This window comes from Brevibacterium picturae (genome assembly GCF_900105045.1).
Classification (GTDB): Bacteria; Actinomycetota; Actinomycetes; order Actinomycetales; family Brevibacteriaceae; genus Brevibacterium; species Brevibacterium picturae.
The window spans coordinates 2,024,200-2,038,638 of sequence record NZ_LT629739.1; the positions used below are offsets into that span (position 1 = coordinate 2,024,200).

Annotated in this window: 13 protein-coding genes; 8 read left to right on the plus strand and 5 right to left on the minus strand. The window is 57.4% G+C overall.

Translation table 11 applies throughout. From position 1 onward, the window contains the following. Window positions 1–306: 306 nt before the first annotated feature. Window positions 307–1,899, minus strand: a complete 1,593-nt coding sequence (gene dnaA / locus BLT92_RS09485; protein ID WP_407922886.1) for a chromosomal replication initiator protein DnaA — start codon at window positions 1,897–1,899, stop codon at window positions 307–309. Between the two features lie 457 nt (window positions 1,900–2,356). Between dnaA and rpmH the strand changes: the two genes are divergently transcribed. The 7 genes from rpmH (at window position 2,357) to BLT92_RS09520 (ending at window position 6,529) form a co-directional block, all read left to right on the plus strand. Next, the gene (gene rpmH / locus BLT92_RS09490) at window positions 2,357–2,494 is read left to right on the plus strand and encodes a 50S ribosomal protein L34 (RefSeq protein WP_009882743.1); all 138 of its coding nucleotides are present in this window, start codon (window positions 2,357–2,359) and stop codon (window positions 2,492–2,494) included. 2 nt (window positions 2,495–2,496) lie between these two features. Continuing rightward, window positions 2,497–2,862, plus strand: a complete 366-nt coding sequence (gene rnpA / locus BLT92_RS09495; protein ID WP_092105144.1) for a ribonuclease P protein component — start codon at window positions 2,497–2,499, stop codon at window positions 2,860–2,862. Window positions 2,863–2,944: 82 nt separating this feature from the next. Further along, window positions 2,945–3,199, plus strand: a complete 255-nt coding sequence (gene yidD / locus BLT92_RS20850) for a membrane protein insertion efficiency factor YidD (protein WP_269457391.1) — start codon at window positions 2,945–2,947, stop codon at window positions 3,197–3,199. 173 nt (window positions 3,200–3,372) lie between these two features. After that, window positions 3,373–4,332, plus strand: a complete 960-nt coding sequence (gene yidC, locus BLT92_RS09505) for a membrane protein insertase YidC (protein WP_092105148.1) — start codon at window positions 3,373–3,375, stop codon at window positions 4,330–4,332. Window positions 4,333–4,341: 9 nt separating this feature from the next. Continuing rightward, window positions 4,342–4,935, plus strand: a complete 594-nt coding sequence (locus BLT92_RS09510) for a Jag family protein (RefSeq protein WP_092105150.1) — start codon at window positions 4,342–4,344, stop codon at window positions 4,933–4,935. Further along, window positions 4,928–5,566, plus strand: coding sequence for a 16S rRNA (guanine(527)-N(7))-methyltransferase RsmG (rsmG, locus tag BLT92_RS09515; protein WP_231939115.1), 639 nt, complete (start codon window positions 4,928–4,930; stop codon window positions 5,564–5,566). Before BLT92_RS09510 ends, rsmG begins: the two co-directional genes overlap by 8 nt. 66 nt (window positions 5,567–5,632) lie before the next feature. Next, on the plus strand, window positions 5,633–6,529 hold the full coding sequence (locus tag BLT92_RS09520; protein WP_092105152.1) for a ParA family protein: 897 nt from the start codon (window positions 5,633–5,635) through the stop codon (window positions 6,527–6,529). 420 nt (window positions 6,530–6,949) lie between these two features. On the opposite strand, the gene BLT92_RS20855 is transcribed toward BLT92_RS09520, so the two are convergent. Next, complete coding sequence (locus BLT92_RS20855; RefSeq protein ID WP_231939116.1) at window positions 6,950–7,132, minus strand: hypothetical protein; 183 nt, start codon at window positions 7,130–7,132, stop codon at window positions 6,950–6,952. 406 nt (window positions 7,133–7,538) lie between these two features. Between BLT92_RS20855 and BLT92_RS20860 the strand changes: the two genes are divergently transcribed. Beyond that, window positions 7,539–8,408, plus strand: coding sequence for a ParB/RepB/Spo0J family partition protein (locus BLT92_RS20860; RefSeq protein ID WP_231939117.1), 870 nt, complete (start codon window positions 7,539–7,541; stop codon window positions 8,406–8,408). 3,261 nt (window positions 8,409–11,669) lie between these two features. Here the strand turns inward: BLT92_RS20860 and BLT92_RS09530 are convergent. From BLT92_RS09530 to trxB, 3 genes are all read right to left on the minus strand, one after another. Further along, entirely contained in the window at window positions 11,670–12,890 is a 1,221-nt protein-coding gene (locus tag BLT92_RS09530; protein ID WP_231939118.1) for an N-acetylmuramoyl-L-alanine amidase, read from the minus strand. Window positions 12,891–12,909: 19 nt separating this feature from the next. Next, the gene (gene trxA, locus BLT92_RS09535) at window positions 12,910–13,227 is read right to left on the minus strand and encodes a thioredoxin (protein ID WP_092105158.1); all 318 of its coding nucleotides are present in this window, start codon (window positions 13,225–13,227) and stop codon (window positions 12,910–12,912) included. 140 nt (window positions 13,228–13,367) lie between these two features. Beyond that, complete coding sequence (trxB, locus tag BLT92_RS09540) at window positions 13,368–14,360, minus strand: thioredoxin-disulfide reductase (RefSeq protein WP_092105159.1); 993 nt, start codon at window positions 14,358–14,360, stop codon at window positions 13,368–13,370. Between the last annotated feature and the right edge of the window lie 79 nt (window positions 14,361–14,439).

Here is a 14,439-nt window from a genome sequence, read left to right on the forward strand (position 1 = left end):
GAGCTTCCCGACCGAGCCGATGCAGTCGGTGGCGGTCACCCTCTTACAACTTCAATTCATAGAGTAGAAGTATTAGCACCTGTGGAGTTTGTGGACAACCATCGGTTACGCCCGAGTAATCAAGGGCCGCGTGATCCCCAGGGGTGTGGATCCCCTGTGCACGCTCACGCATCCTTCGGTGGGCGCTTGGGTAAGCACATCCATGTAGTTCACATCCGTCCACTCACCTCGTGGAGTTATCCACCATTCTATCCCCAGGTTACGCGGTTTGTCCCCATGGTTATCCACACATGTGTATACCGTGTTCTATAGGCGATGTTGCTGTTTAATGCGGTTTGTTAATTCGGTAACCTGAGTGTAGACCGCCCGTCGCTCGGCCATCTGAGTTCGAATCTTCTTGTTCGCATGCATCACGGTGGTGTGGTCGCGCCCGCCGAAGGCCTGACCGATCTTCGGCAGCGACAGCTCTGTGAGCTCACGGCACAGATACATGGCGATCTGACGAGCGGTGGTCAGGGTCCGAGACCGGGACGTGCCGCAGAGATCATCGAGAGTGAGGCTGAAGTAGGCGGCGGTCTGGCCCATGATGTCGGCGGCGGTGATGGTCGGGGTGTCGTCTTCGGTGATGAAGTCCTTGAGGACGGTCTCGGCCAAACTGACGTCGACCTGCTGATCGTTGAGGTTTGCGAAGGCGGTGACGCGAATCAGTGCCCCCTCGAGTTCACGGATGTTCGACGAGATCCGCGAGGCGATGTATTCGAGGACGTCATTGGGAACGTCGAGGTGCTCGCCGGCTGCCTTGTGACGCAGAATCGCGAAGCGCGTCTCCATGTCCGGAGGCTGGACATCGGTCAGGAGGCCCCATTCGAAGCGTGAACGCAGCCGTTCTTCGAAGCCCTTGAGCTTCTTCGGCGGCTGGTCGGAGGTGATGACGACCTGTTTCACCTCATTGTGCAGAGCATTGAATGTGTGGAAGAACTCCTCGACCGTTGCATCCTTGCCCTGCAGGAACTGGATGTCATCGATCATCAGAATGTCGACCTCGCGGTAGCGGCGCTGGAACGCCGGGCGCAGAGAGTTCGAGGTCTTTGACGAACCGATCGTGTTGATGAAGTCGTTGACGAACTCTTCGCTCGAGACGTATTTCACTCGGATCTCGGGGAACAGCTGCGTCGCGTAGTAGCCGATCGCGTGCAGGAGGTGCGTCTTGCCCAGCCCGGAATCGCCGTAGATGAACAGGGGGTTGTACGCCTTGGCCGGTGCCTCGGCCACGGCGAAGGCCGCAGCATGTGCGAAGCGGTTGGATGCACCGATGACGAAGGTGTCGAAGGTGTACTTCGGGTTGAGCTGGGCGACGCCGGGAACCTCGACCGGTGGAGTGGACTGGGCGGCGGTCGCCTCGGCGATCTTCATCTCTCGCGTCGTTCTTTCCACAGGTGCACCGTTGTCGGGTGCCGGCCCGGGGGCGTCGTATCTGGGTGTCTGCGGCTGCGGGTGGGGCGCGCGGTCGTAGGGGGGAGGCGTCTGCAGCTGAGGAGAGGGGCCATGTGCGGGTGCATTGGCCGGTGATCCGGTGGATCCCATCGCCGAGGTGGACGTCTCCGGATCGATCTCGATCGGTGATCCCGGCGTGGGTTCCCCGATGAGATCTTCGAACCTGATCGGTACGTCGAGTTCCGGATCGACGACGAACCCGAATGTCACCTCGAAACCGAGTACATGGGAGAACTCCTTGGTCAGTGGACCGAGAAGACGTGTCTCAATGGTTCTGCGCGTGTGCTCATCGCGGACGGCGAGAAGGACCAGTGCGTTGTCGACGAGGGCCTTGGGCACAGCGAGAGAGAGAAAGCCCTTCTGGTGGGCGGTCAGACTGGCGTCCTGATCCAGGGTCGAGACCACCGTCCGCCATTGGCTGATGAGCTCATTCTTGGAATTCGACTCCGTCAATCTTCCTCCGTCTTTGTAGTTTCCTCTTGGCGTGGTCCACACCTGTGTATGACTTCCACATAGTTTTCCACAGTTTGTGGAGAACTGGCGAGTCATCCCAGTAATCCTCCACATGGGTGGATAACCATGTGGAAAACTACACGCTTGTTACTTGTGGAAGACCTCAGACGTGCAGGGGATGAATTGTTGCGAACAGTCTGCGACGGGGACGTGAAACATTGGCATCGAGTTTGACCAGCAACTTTGACCTTCGCTAAGATGGAGTGTCCTGTGTACCGGGCTTCATCCGATTATCTTGAATATCTTTTGGCTCTTATGCACAGGAGTGCTCGGCGGTCGACAACCTCACCGCCGTTTTTTGTGAGAACGCACCGTCGTTCGACCGCAACCTAGAAATCGGAGACTTGAAGTGAGTAAGCGTACTTTCCAGCCCAATAACCGCAAGCGCGCCAAGAAGCACGGCTTCCGTCTGCGCATGCGCACCCGTGCCGGCCGTTCGATCCTGGCTGCACGTCGTCGCAAGGGACGTGCCGAAGTTTCGGCATAAGTGTGATCACCGCGGCTCACCGGATCCGCAGCGGCGACGACTTCAGACGAGTCTTCAAAGCTGGTGTCCGCGTGCGCTCGGGCCATTTGATGGCACACAGCCTGATAGATAGTGATGATTCCCACGCTGCACGCGTGGGTTTCATCGTATCCAAGGCCGTTGGAAACGCCGTTGTCCGGAACCGAGTGAAACGTCGTCTCCGAGAGATCATGCGGGTCCGACTCGACAGTCTGGCGCCAGGCGCTCTGTTCGTGGTCAGAGCATTGCCCCAAGCCGCCGAAGCAGAATTTGCACAGCTCGAGTCCGAAGTCACGATGCTCATGGACAAGGCGCAGAAGAAGCTAGAGAGCCGTGGACGCCGAACATGACCTGAAGCACCCATCGGAGGTGCCCCGCAGGCCGGCGGGATTCTGGCCCACAGCCTGGTGGGTGATCCGAATCGGACCGCGCATGCCATTCGTATGGTTCATCAGAGCCTATCGAATTGTGGTGTCTCCGATGTACGGGCAGGTCTGTCGGTACTATCCAAGCTGCTCGATGTACGGCCTGGAGGCCTTCGAGATACACGGAGTTCTCAAGGGAATGGTGTTAACTGGGTGGCGAATACTGCGATGCAATCCCTTTTCCCATGGCGGGGTGGACCATGTTCCCGGTTCAGCGCGCCAGGCCCGCTCAATTTCGATGAATAACGACGAGGGCTGCTGACAATATTCGGCGTGTGTGCCGCGGATGTTCAGCGCATCTGTGCACCACGGACAGCTGCGAGGTCGATGCCTCCGGCTAGCACGGGATCGGGACCGTCGGTCCTGTCTCGCGAAGACCTGCGAACAATGGCAAAATGAACGATCGTGAAGAATCGTTGTAACGAGGAGTACTGAATGGAATGGATGGACAAGCTGCTCTACCCGCTGCAGTGGGTAGTTGCTTGGATCCTCGCGATCTTCCACGAGATCTTCACTGCGATCGGTCTGCCGGCCGCCAATGGTTGGACCTGGGTGCTGTCGATCGCGGGACTGACTCTCGTGATCCGTGCGATCCTGATTCCGCTGTTCGTCTACCAGATCAAGTCCCAGCGGAAGATGCAGCTGCTGCAGCCTCAGATTCAGCGCCTGCAGGCTAAGTACAAGGGCAAGAAGGACCAGTACTCGCGTCAGGCCATGGCCGAAGAGCAGATGAGTCTGTTCCGCGACAACAAGACCAGCCCCTGGGCCTCGTGTCTGCCTCTCCTCGTGCAGATGCCGATCTTCTTCTCCCTCTTTCGCGTCATCCACAACATGCCCGACGTTGCCTCGGGAAAGATCGACGCGATCGGCGGGTTCACCCAGACCCTGGCTCAGCAGGCCGAGCAGTCGTCGGTCTTCGGCATCTCGCTGTCCGCGACATTCATGTCGGATGGTTTCGGCGTCAAGCTCCTCACCGGCGTGCTCATCGTCATCATGGCTTCGACGATGTTCGTCACTCAGAAGCAGATGATGGCGAAGAACATGTCGGAGTCCGCCATGGCGAACCCGATGATGCAGTCGCAGAAGATGCTGCTCTACGTGATGCCGCTTGTGTTCGGCATCGGCGGCATTTACTTCCCGCTCGGTGTTCTCTTCTACTGGTTGGTCTCGAACACGTGGACGATGTGCCAGCAGGCTGTGGTCATCCACAATATGCCGGCCCCCGGTTCCAAAGCCGAGAAGGAAATGCTGGAACGGAAGGCACGCAAGGGCAAGGCCGTGCAGCAGCCTGAGGTCAAAGGTGGCACGGACACTGCCGTTGAGCAGGCCCCGAACCAGAGTCGTCAGCGGCAGCAGCCGGTGAGCAAGAACCGCAAGAAGAACAAGAAGCGCTGAGGAAGAACCATGACTGAAGAGAATGTCGATGCGAGCGTCGACGAGACTGTTGATGCAAACGTCGACCAGGGTGTTGACGCGGGCGTCGCGGACAACGGTGACACGAAGACTGCGAAGCCGACGAGAGCAGAGCTCCTCGAAGAAGAGGGAGAGATCGCGGCGGACTACCTGGAAGAACTGATGGATTTGGCTGACATCGATGGCGACATCGACATCGACGTCGGAGATGGACGCGCGCAGTTGTCTGTCGTCTGCGAGGACGAGGAAGATTCCAACCTTCGCACGCTGGTGGGCAGAGATGGCAAGACCCTCGGCGCCCTGCAGGAACTCAGCCGCCTGGCTGTCCAGACGAGCACCGGGCAGCGATCCTGGCTGATGCTCGACATCGATGGTTTCCGCAACAGTCGTCGCGATGAGCTCATCAAAAAGGCTCAGAGAGCGATCGAGGGTGTCAAGGAATCGGGCGATGAGTTCGCTTTCAAGCCGATGAACAGCTTCGAACGCAAGATCATCCACGATCAGGTGGCTCAAGCCGGATTGGTTTCGGAGTCCGAAGGCGAGGGTGACGGTCGGCATGTGCTCGTCCGTCCGGCCCATGACTGACATTTCCGCTGTCGAAGTTCCCCCACCAGGTACCGAAGAGTACTTCGGAGCTGCCTACCCAGCAGCGAAGCAGTATGCGCAGCATCTGGCGACCACCGGCATCGAATGGGGACTGATCGGCCCTCGTGAGATCGACAGACTCTGGACCAGGCATATCCTCAACTGTGCCGTTGTCGCCGAGTTCATCGATGACAGTGACGTCGTCGGTGACGTCGGCAGCGGTGCCGGATTGCCCGGGATTCCGATTGCCCTGCTTCGTCCCCAAGCCCAGATCGTGCTCATCGAACCGATGGAGCGCAGGGTCGAATGGCTGAAGATGGTCGTCGACGATCTCGGTCTGGACAATGTGCGCATCGTTCGCGCTCGGGTCGAAGAACTCGTCGATGAGGAGATGTTCACCGTTGTGACTGCGCGTGCGGTCAAAGCGATGACGACTCTCATCGAATGGACTCACGAAGTGATGGGACCAGACGGACGCATCCTCGCGCTCAAAGGTGCTTCGGTCGAGGCCGAATTGGCGAAGACGAAGAAGCTGTTGAAACGCTACCGCCTGACCCAACCGAAGATTCACATCGTCGACGGTGGGATCCTCGATGTCCCCAGCCGTGTCGTCGAGATAGCTAAGAAATAGTACGAAGTAGATTTGGTCTAGGCTGAGTATAGCTTTGTGAAACCAATGGATGATGGAGTGCGCCGAATGCCGATCATGGACGAGTCGTCTCCCATAGGTGCTGCAATCGCGCGCGACAACCGTCGCGCCGATCGACTGTCCCAGGCGAGTTTTCCTAAACCGGACTCTACTCGGGTCTTCACGATCGCCAACCAGAAGGGCGGAGTCGGGAAGACGACCACTGCGGTGAATATCGCCGCTGCGCTGGCGAACCAGAACCTCAACGTTCTGCTCATCGACATTGATCCACAGGGCAACGCGAGCACGGCGCTGGGTATCGATCACTATTCCGAAGTCACCAGCATCTATGACGTGATCATTGACGATGTCCCCATGCGCGAGGCGGTTGCCCAATGCCCGGACTTCGAGACCCTCAAATGCGTTCCTGCGACGATCGACCTGGCGGGGGCCGAGATCGAGCTGGTCTCCCTTGTCGCACGGGAGCAGCGTCTGCAGCGGTCTCTGGGTGTCTATCTCGATGAAGAGGCAGCGGCGGGTAACCGTGTGGATTACGTCATCGTGGACTGCCCTCCGAGCCTGGGTCTGCTGACGGTCAACGCTTTCGTTGCGGCGCGGGAAGTTCTCATCCCGATTCAGTGTGAATACTATGCTCTTGAGGGCTTGAGTCAACTGCTCAAGAACATTCAGCTCATCCAGAAGCATCTCAACCCCAAATTGGCGATCAGTACGATTCTGCTCACCATGTACGACGGTCGGACCAACCTCAGTGCTCAGGTCGCAGATGACGTTCGTACCCACTTCCCCGAGCAGGTCCTGTCTTCCTCGATTCCACGCTCCGTGCGCATTTCTGAAGCTCCGAGTTTTGGACAGACAGTCATTTCATACGACCCCCATTCCAGTGGCGCTTTGTCCTATCGGGAAGCTGCCGAAGAAATCGCACAACGAGGAGTAGATCGTGGCTGAACGCAGGAAGCGTGGTTTGGGCCGTGGGCTTGGCGCTTTGATCCCGGATGCGGCGGAGAGCGATCGTCCGGTAGACGTATTCTTCTCCGGCGGTGAAGCTGAAGATGCAAATCAGGGTACAGAAGAGGCGAAGGCACCCCGTGCCGCTCGGACGGATCCTGCAGCGTCTATGCAGTCGTCCCGCCGGCGAAAGCCCAAGTCCGGAACCACAGCTGGGTCATCGTCGGCGAAGACGTCCACGAGGGCAGAAAGTGGCTCCGAGTCTGCTCCAGCGAAGAGTTCGACTGCGAAAGCTGCTCCCGCAAAGACCCCTTCCAAGAAAGGCTCGTCTGCGCAGGGCACGCCCGCGAAAACCTCCTCAGCGAAGGCTGCTCCCGCGAAGAGTACATCCAGCTCGACTTCGTCCAAACCCGGCAGTTCTCAAGCTGGGGCCAAGAAGACCTTTTCGGGGAACAGTTCCGCAGGGGCGAAGCAAGCCAGCTCCACGTCGACGACGTCCAAATCGACGGGGACTGATTCCTCCGCGACGAAGACGAGCGGTGCGAAGACACCCGGCTCGAAATCGGCGGGAACAAAGACAGTGTCTGAAGGCTCGTCGGCCACGCGCAGGAGCGGCGGTTCAGCCAGCTCGAGTCCGGCGAAGAAGCCCGCTGAAGCGGCTGGTCGTTCAGTTGCAGATTCTTTGCCGAGTTCTAAACCGGACGAAGGTTCACGGGGCGAACGTACGCCGGAGCCGGATAATCAGAGCATTCCAGAATCAGACGCGTCGGTCGTGGCACCCGCTGAACCATCGGTGAAAGCGAGTTCGACCGACCCGACTATCGGTTCCACGGAGGAGATTCCGTCAGAGCCCGACGATGTGTCTGAGACTCATCCCGGGGTCTACAGGTCGGGCAATGAGGTATTCGACGAGGCTAGGAAAGCCGAAGACTCGCAAGCAGCAGATACTACGAAGGTAGTGACTCCGGGTTCGGAATCTCCCGCTCGGGCAGGAGACTCCGCCGAAGGTGTGGAGGCTGATGTTGAGGCGCCCAGTGCTGATTCTGATATCGCTGGAGTGGATTCGATCCCTGATACTGAATTCGGCGAGATCGATGTTGATCGTATCGACGCTAATCCTCGACAGCCGCGCACGTTCTTTGATGAAGATCAGCTCAGCGAGCTCGTCCACAGCATCCGTGAGATCGGCGTGCTGCAGCCAGTTGTCGTGCGCCAGAAGCCCAGCGATCGAGAACGCTTCGAACTCATTATGGGTGAGCGTCGTCTGCGGGCGACGAAGGATGCGGGTCTTTCAACGATTCCTGCGATCATCAGGTATGTCGATGACACTGACCTGCTGCGGGACGCGCTTCTCGAGAACTTGCATCGTGCAGAACTTAACCCGCTGGAGGAAGCGGCGGCGTATGGCCAGCTGCTCGAGGACTTCGGCTGTACACAGGAGGAACTATCCGAACGTATCGGGCGATCTCGACCGCAGATTTCTAATACTCTGCGCTTGCTTCGTTTGCCGCCTCTGGTCCAGAGGCGTGTAGCTGCCGGTGTCATCTCGGCAGGACACGCTCGAGCGATTCTCGGTCTCCGCGATCCGGAACACATGGAAGTCCTTGCTCAGCGCATCGTCGCCGAAGGCTTATCTGTGCGAGCGTCTGAGGAAGCTGTGGTTCTGTTGAATCGCGGCGACTCCATGAATGTTTCACGTGCAACGACTCGGGTGGCCCCTCAGTTCATTGAGGTCGCAGATCGTCTTGGCGATCGTTTGGAGACGAAGGTCAACATCACTGTGGGAAAGAAGAAGGGGAAACTGAGCGTGGAGTTCGCTAACCAGGACGATCTTAATCGCATCCTCAGCCTGCTCGGTGTGGAATCCCCGGCCGAGTAGTTTGTTCTGACCCTAACACTGTAAGGCGGGTGAGATAGTCCTCGGGCTGTCTCACCCGCCTTATTGCTGCTCACTTCCAGCCTCCTGGTTCAATGTTTCCGGATCCTTCTAGTGATGTAGCATTCTATGCGTCTTTTCCTGATGGGACTGCTGGTTTGTGAATTCCACGGAGGGTTATCGCGCCAATCGCATCGAACGTCTCCACTGGGGTCGCGATACTTGCAATCTGCACCTTGCGCTGTCCCGGGTCGCGTGATTGTCGACCTGGTTTCACGTGAAACAATAGCGTTCTGTGAGTGCCACGGATTCTATATGTATAGTGTGAACGAACGACACTGAGGGAAGGACACTGTGCTGGTGCCTGCGACAGAAATGGGGTCCATGAGCCCTCGAGTCGGAGAACCGACCAAAGCGACAATCCTTCAGTGTTGCCGTTTGACAGCAATCTGATTGGCTTGAATATCGTGTTGTTCCCGTTCTCACTTGGTGAGTCATACCAACCGTCGTGCGTCATGACTTACGTTTCACGTGAAACGACCTTTTGGGCTGGTTGGAGGCTTTGGGCGCCAATTGCGTCCGACAGAGCCGCCTCGTCCAGCTCCGCGGTCCGTCCCGGCCCGTATGCAGATCGCACTACTCGCTTTCAATCTGGTGGCTTTTGTCCTGTACCTGTAGCTCGAGCGTGTACGGATGCTCGGTAGCCTTTAGCACCTGCTGTCCGACCTATCCGACGCAACCGGGGTATTCTGACAAGTACCAGCTGGCGCCTGGCCCGTCCCTTTACCTCAACTTCAGGCTGAGCGGGAAGCATTAGCGTGGTCGCCGTATCCAGGAATCCGCAGGGCATGTCGTCAACCCTCGAGTTGTCGTCATCGGCGTCGCGTATAGGTTTCTGACCGCCATGGAAGGCATCGGTACTAGGTTCAGTCTCCAGACGATTCGGGTGCGGGTCCAAACTGGATTGGTCCGATCGCCCAAGTCTGCTGCTGAGGGAATTTGGTGCAGGCTATCAAACGCTCATCTGACGGGGCGCAAGGGAACGAATCTCCAATAGAGGTCTACCGGCTGCAAGGAACTCGATGTTGCGATTACGCGTATTCCTATAGCTTCTTTGTGGATCCGATACCGCTCGGATCCTTTGGTTTCACGTGAAACACGTCACTGATTGCTAAGGTCGTTGTGTCATCGGGGTCCAGTGTCGCTGTTCAATCGTCGTATAGGACTGGTGTGCAGGGTTGCCATCGCTCCAGCTGCGGGAGCTAAGCAGCACGTTCGGGATTCAAATACGAACAACCCTCGACCTTTCTCGCGCTTTTGTTAGGAAGGCAACTGCACTCATCCGCGCGTAGTCCGAAAGTACGAAGTTGAGGAGGCTAAGTTGCAGATCCTTATTAGTCGGAACCTGACAACGTAACTGAACGGTCTGACCCTCTTGCAACTATGGATTCTGAGGCTATGTTTCACGTGAAACCAATTCCCTAACACCTTGTCTTTCTACATTCTGGACCGAAAGCCTGATCTGCTTCCTGTTGCTCAGGCAATTCCCGAGCCGGCCTAAGAACGCGTCGGTCGTGCCAGAATGACAGGGAGCGTCTTCGCAACGACGTTCTGCCAGTGCAAGACTCGCGGCGTATTCACGTTGATAACTTGAAAGTCGCGACCGCGGTCCGTGCGTTTGTCGTATCCGTGGTGAGACGTTGAGGCCGCGGCGAGCCGGTCTGAGCTAACCCGACCGGGGGATGCGACGGACAGGTTGGCACCTGTTTCACGTGGAACTTTCTGACTATTGTGGGTTACTCAGATCGTGCCACGCCTCTGAACGAGCGGAATGCGATCTGTAAGTCGTCTAGCCAGAAGTTGGCTTTACCTCGAACCTAGTAGGTCGAGCGGAGTTGTCGAGCTCGTTGTTTCACGTGGAACGAAGGTGGTTTGCGGGCTCGAATCAACGGCTGGACCAATTTGCATCTTGAAGGACAGCGCTGGACTCCGAGCGGTGTCGGCTTCAGATCCGTTTGTATCGAAAATGTAGCGGCGTGCTTATCCGTCGACGGCTCTCAAATCTGGTCGGGGTAGAGCCCGTCGCCGGCATGTTCGCGTCGAGAATGTTGGGGTGTTTCACGTGAAACCTGAGCACGAAGCGATCTATAAGGTCGGGAGCGATCGCCTACCTTCCGCGGGCGGTGTCACGAGGAAGGCGGAGTAGGACCCTGCGAATATCAACGATGATCATATCTATGGCGACTCTAGGTGCATGTAGGGGCGTTCCGCATAGAGATTTCTGCTTGGAACTCTCAAGTCAGGATCCAGGGGATAACCATATACCTAGCGAAGTATTGAACCAACGGTTTCACGTGAAACGCGATGTTCATGAAATTAAACCCGTGCAAGTCTTCTAATGCTGTGACTTTTGCATTCCTTAGGCAGCTAAGGGAAACAGGTTGTTTTCGATTTTCAACATTCTGAGTGAGCACCCCAACTGTCCGACCGCTTCGGCGGGCGCTTCTAGGGCGAATTCGATGGGACGAGTAGTAGGAGGTGATTTTCACGTGAAACGCATTTGGAGTCGAACGAACGATTCTCACCTGCACCGAGATGCTGCCGAATAGTGCGCATGCACCTACGTCTTCGTTTGGATGACCATCGTTTTCAGAACAGCATTTGTGTATTCACCGGAATACGGGGTCGAAGCGGGTTCTGCGCTCAGCCGCGTTTGTTCCATAGCGTTAGGGGACCTGTTTCACGTGAAACTGTCATCGATACTCACGGTAAGTTGTCGAGAGAGACTTCCAAGCAAACCCCGGGCACCTGAGAATGCATAGTGCTCCTAGGCTGGTACTGTCTGCGATGCTTTCCCGCCGGCCGTCTAGCGTGCTGGGATTCTGTAGTAGTGAGTCGTTTGCAGGCCCAGTCAATCGTAGTACGGATCCCGCGATTGCGTAGGTGCGTGTCGACGGCTCGAGTACGAGGCGATTGGAAGCTATTCGATATATGGCTTTGCCGATCATGGCTGCTGCGCTAACGCTCCGCCCGTTCATTGACGCGCTCGACCGTAAGTACTGGCACTGTCTCTAGGCTGAGTGACGTAATCTCTTCCCGACGCTATCAGGGGGCAATTCGCGGGGAGAATGCGGTCGGGATATGAGTTCGAAGGCCAACCGTCTTTTGGTCCCTAGCAATCCGACTAGACGACGGACAGTCCACAGTATCGGAGACGAACCGCCCATTCTGCTGGTTTCACGTGAAACAACCGGAATTGAATTCTCAGTTGTATGCTTTGATCTGCGCGAGGCTAAGTGTGCCCGTTTCGGGATCTGAGTCTTCACGGACATACAGCCTCTGCAGTCCGGCAGCAATCCCATCGGCAATCGCATTGCGAACGTTGGCGTCCTCTAGATTCTCGAGGTCGTCAGAGTTGGTGAGGTAGCCGGCAACGACGTGGACTTTGGGAGTACGCAGTCGCTTCAGCGAGGACCAGGTCCGGCCGTGGGTCCTGCAATCCCTCATCCCCGTTCGTGCTGCGAGCTCACTCTGGATCAGTTGTGCGAGGCGCGCACCGGTAGGTGAGTTGATATCGGGATGCGTCTCATGTCCGAAGAAAAAGGTTGCAATCCCGTTTGCGTCTTTCGACTTATTGATGTCGGCAGTGACAGTGATAACCGCGGATGCACCAAGCTGGTCGGCCGTGTTGACTTCGACCGCGTCGCCATGGAGAACAACGGCTCCGGCGCCGACAGCTTCGAGACGGCCAGCAAGGCGACCTGCTATATCGGTAGTTATGGCGCGTTCGGTGTCGGCCTGTTCGGGGGTCATCGGCAATGTCTCGAAATCTACAACTGTAGTTGCAGCCTCGATGACAAACGTTCGTCCAGCGAGCGATGTTCCGGATGCAGCGACACGTGCTCGTTCTTCGAGGGCGAAGAGATTACCGGTGTCCTGTTTACGATCGATGGCGTCGAGTCCGCGTAAGGTCTGCGGCCCTGCCACACCGTCGACCTTCGTCCCGAGACTCATCTGCAGCTCTTTGACTGCGGACTCCGTGACTGCCGCATATTCTGCGTCCATGCGGCCCGCGTAGAACCCAAGCCCGGCGAGGGTCCGCTGCATTTTGAGTACATCATCACCTGTAAGGACTCTGACGGGGTCATAGCGGAGTACTCGGTCACCTAGTTGATAGCGAGCCCGCTCGAGCTCGGAAAAGGTCTCAGTGCCCATCACACCGTCGCAGAGGATTCCTCGCACCTGCTGGAACTGGCGAACACCGAGTTCGAAAGCCCGATCGAACTCGAACGATTCGACCTGACCGACATTGAGTCCCAGGCGAGCCATCTGAGATTTGATGTTGGGCAACACCTCAGAGCTGTCCCCGCGTGAAAATTGCGGGTTTGGGTTGTGAGTCAATGCCATGCCAATCTGCTGTGCGAAGTTCTGAAATGGTTCCTGTCTGCCATGTGGATAGACCGAAGGCGCCTGTTGATCGTACAACAGGCGCCTTGGAACTCGATCAGATGAAGTCGGAGAGCTCATCTTCCAGCGCCGGCTTGGGCCGAGCGCCGATGATGGTCTTGGCTACTTCACCATCCTTGAAGACGTAGAGCGCAGGAATCGAGGTGATCCCGTACTTGCTCGCGATCTCGAGGTTCTCGTCAGTGTTGACCTTGACGACGTTGAGCTTCTCGGTGTTCTCTTCTGCGATCTGGTCAACGATCGGGCTGACCATACGGCAGGGGCCGCACCAGGGAGCCCAGAAATCGACGAGCACTGGCTTGTCTGACTTCAAAACGGTCTCTTCGAACGTGGCATCAGTGACTTCTGTCGACATGAGCAACCTTTCTCTTAACAATGTTCTCTAGCGGAAACAGCGGTAGTGCCGGTTTCATTCCCCTTCGTTGTGTGCCAGCCTGACACAGCCACACATATCGCGCGTCTAGCAGGGAACGAATAACCCCGGCGGAGGGACTATCAGGAGGCGACTGGTGCGGTGACTTGCGAAGCCTCGGGGACGGCTTGAGCTTGCTTGGTCACAGCCTCCAGATTGCCGAGGTAATGCTCGGCGTCGAGGGCAGCGGAGCAACCTGTTCCGGCAGCTGTGATGGCCTGCCTGTAGACGGAATCGATGACGTCGCCTGCGGCGAAGACGCCCTCGACTGCCGTCTTCGAGGTGCGTCCTTCGACATTGAGATATCCGTCAGGACGCAGCGAGAGCTGATCGTCGAAGAGACTGGTGCGAGGATCGGAGCCGATTGCCACGAACATGCCGGTAACAGGCAGCTCGGAGGTCTCGCCGGTGACAGTGTTACGGATCGTGAGACCCGTCAGCGAATCTTCACCATGTATTTCGGCGACCTCACTGTCGAGGACGTATTCGAGCTTCTCATCGGCAGCTGCCCGGTCCTGCATCGCCTGGGAAGCTCGAAGCTCCTGGCGACGGTGGATCAGAGTCACCTTGGACGCGAATCGAGTGAGGAACGTTGCTTCTTCGAGGGCGGAGTCACCACCGCCGACAACGGCGATGTGCTGGTTTCGGAAGAAGAATCCATCACAGGTTGCACACCAGCTGACGCCGTGGCCGGACAGTTTCTTCTCATTGGGAAGGTTGAGCTCGCGGTAGGCGGAGCCTGTGGCGAGGATGACGGCCTGAGCCGTGTATCTGGCACCGAGCGACGTCTCGATCTGATGCGCGCCGGGATTTAGATTGAGAGTTGCGACGTCGTCATAGATCACCTCGGCGCCGAATCTCTCAGCCTGCTCGCGCATGTTCTCCATGAGTTCCGGCCCCTGTACGCCAGCGGGGAATCCTGGGTAATTCTCCACGTCGGTGGTGTTCATGAGTTCGCCACCGGCCGTCACGGAACCTGCGATGACCACGGGCGAAAGATTCGCACGAGCCGCGTAGACAGCAGCGGTGTACCCGGCCGGACCCGACCCGATGATCACCAATTGTGTATCAGTCATGTGACAATTCCCTGTTTCTGCTCGCTGTGTTCTCAGTGCCCCACTCAACGGCGGCACAGATTGCCTATCGTACGTGTAA

What these genes read in the sequence shown, in the direction of transcription:
- yidD (WP_269457391.1), top strand. Translation starts at nt 2,945, where the DNA reads ATGCCATTCGTATGGTTCATCAGAGCCTATCGAATTGTGGTGTCTCCG.
- yidC (WP_092105148.1), top strand. Translation starts at nt 3,373, where the DNA reads ATGGAATGGATGGACAAGCTGCTCTACCCGCTGCAGTGGGTAGTTGCT.
- BLT92_RS09510 (WP_092105150.1), top strand. Translation starts at nt 4,342, where the DNA reads ATGACTGAAGAGAATGTCGATGCGAGCGTCGACGAGACTGTTGATGCA.
- rsmG (WP_231939115.1), top strand. Translation starts at nt 4,928, where the DNA reads ATGACTGACATTTCCGCTGTCGAAGTTCCCCCACCAGGTACCGAAGAG.
- BLT92_RS09520 (WP_092105152.1), top strand. Translation starts at nt 5,633, where the DNA reads ATGCCGATCATGGACGAGTCGTCTCCCATAGGTGCTGCAATCGCGCGC.
- trxA (WP_092105158.1), bottom strand. Translation starts at nt 13,227, where the DNA reads ATGTCGACAGAAGTCACTGATGCCACGTTCGAAGAGACCGTTTTGAAG.
- trxB (WP_092105159.1), bottom strand. Translation starts at nt 14,360, where the DNA reads ATGACTGATACACAATTGGTGATCATCGGGTCGGGTCCGGCCGGGTAC.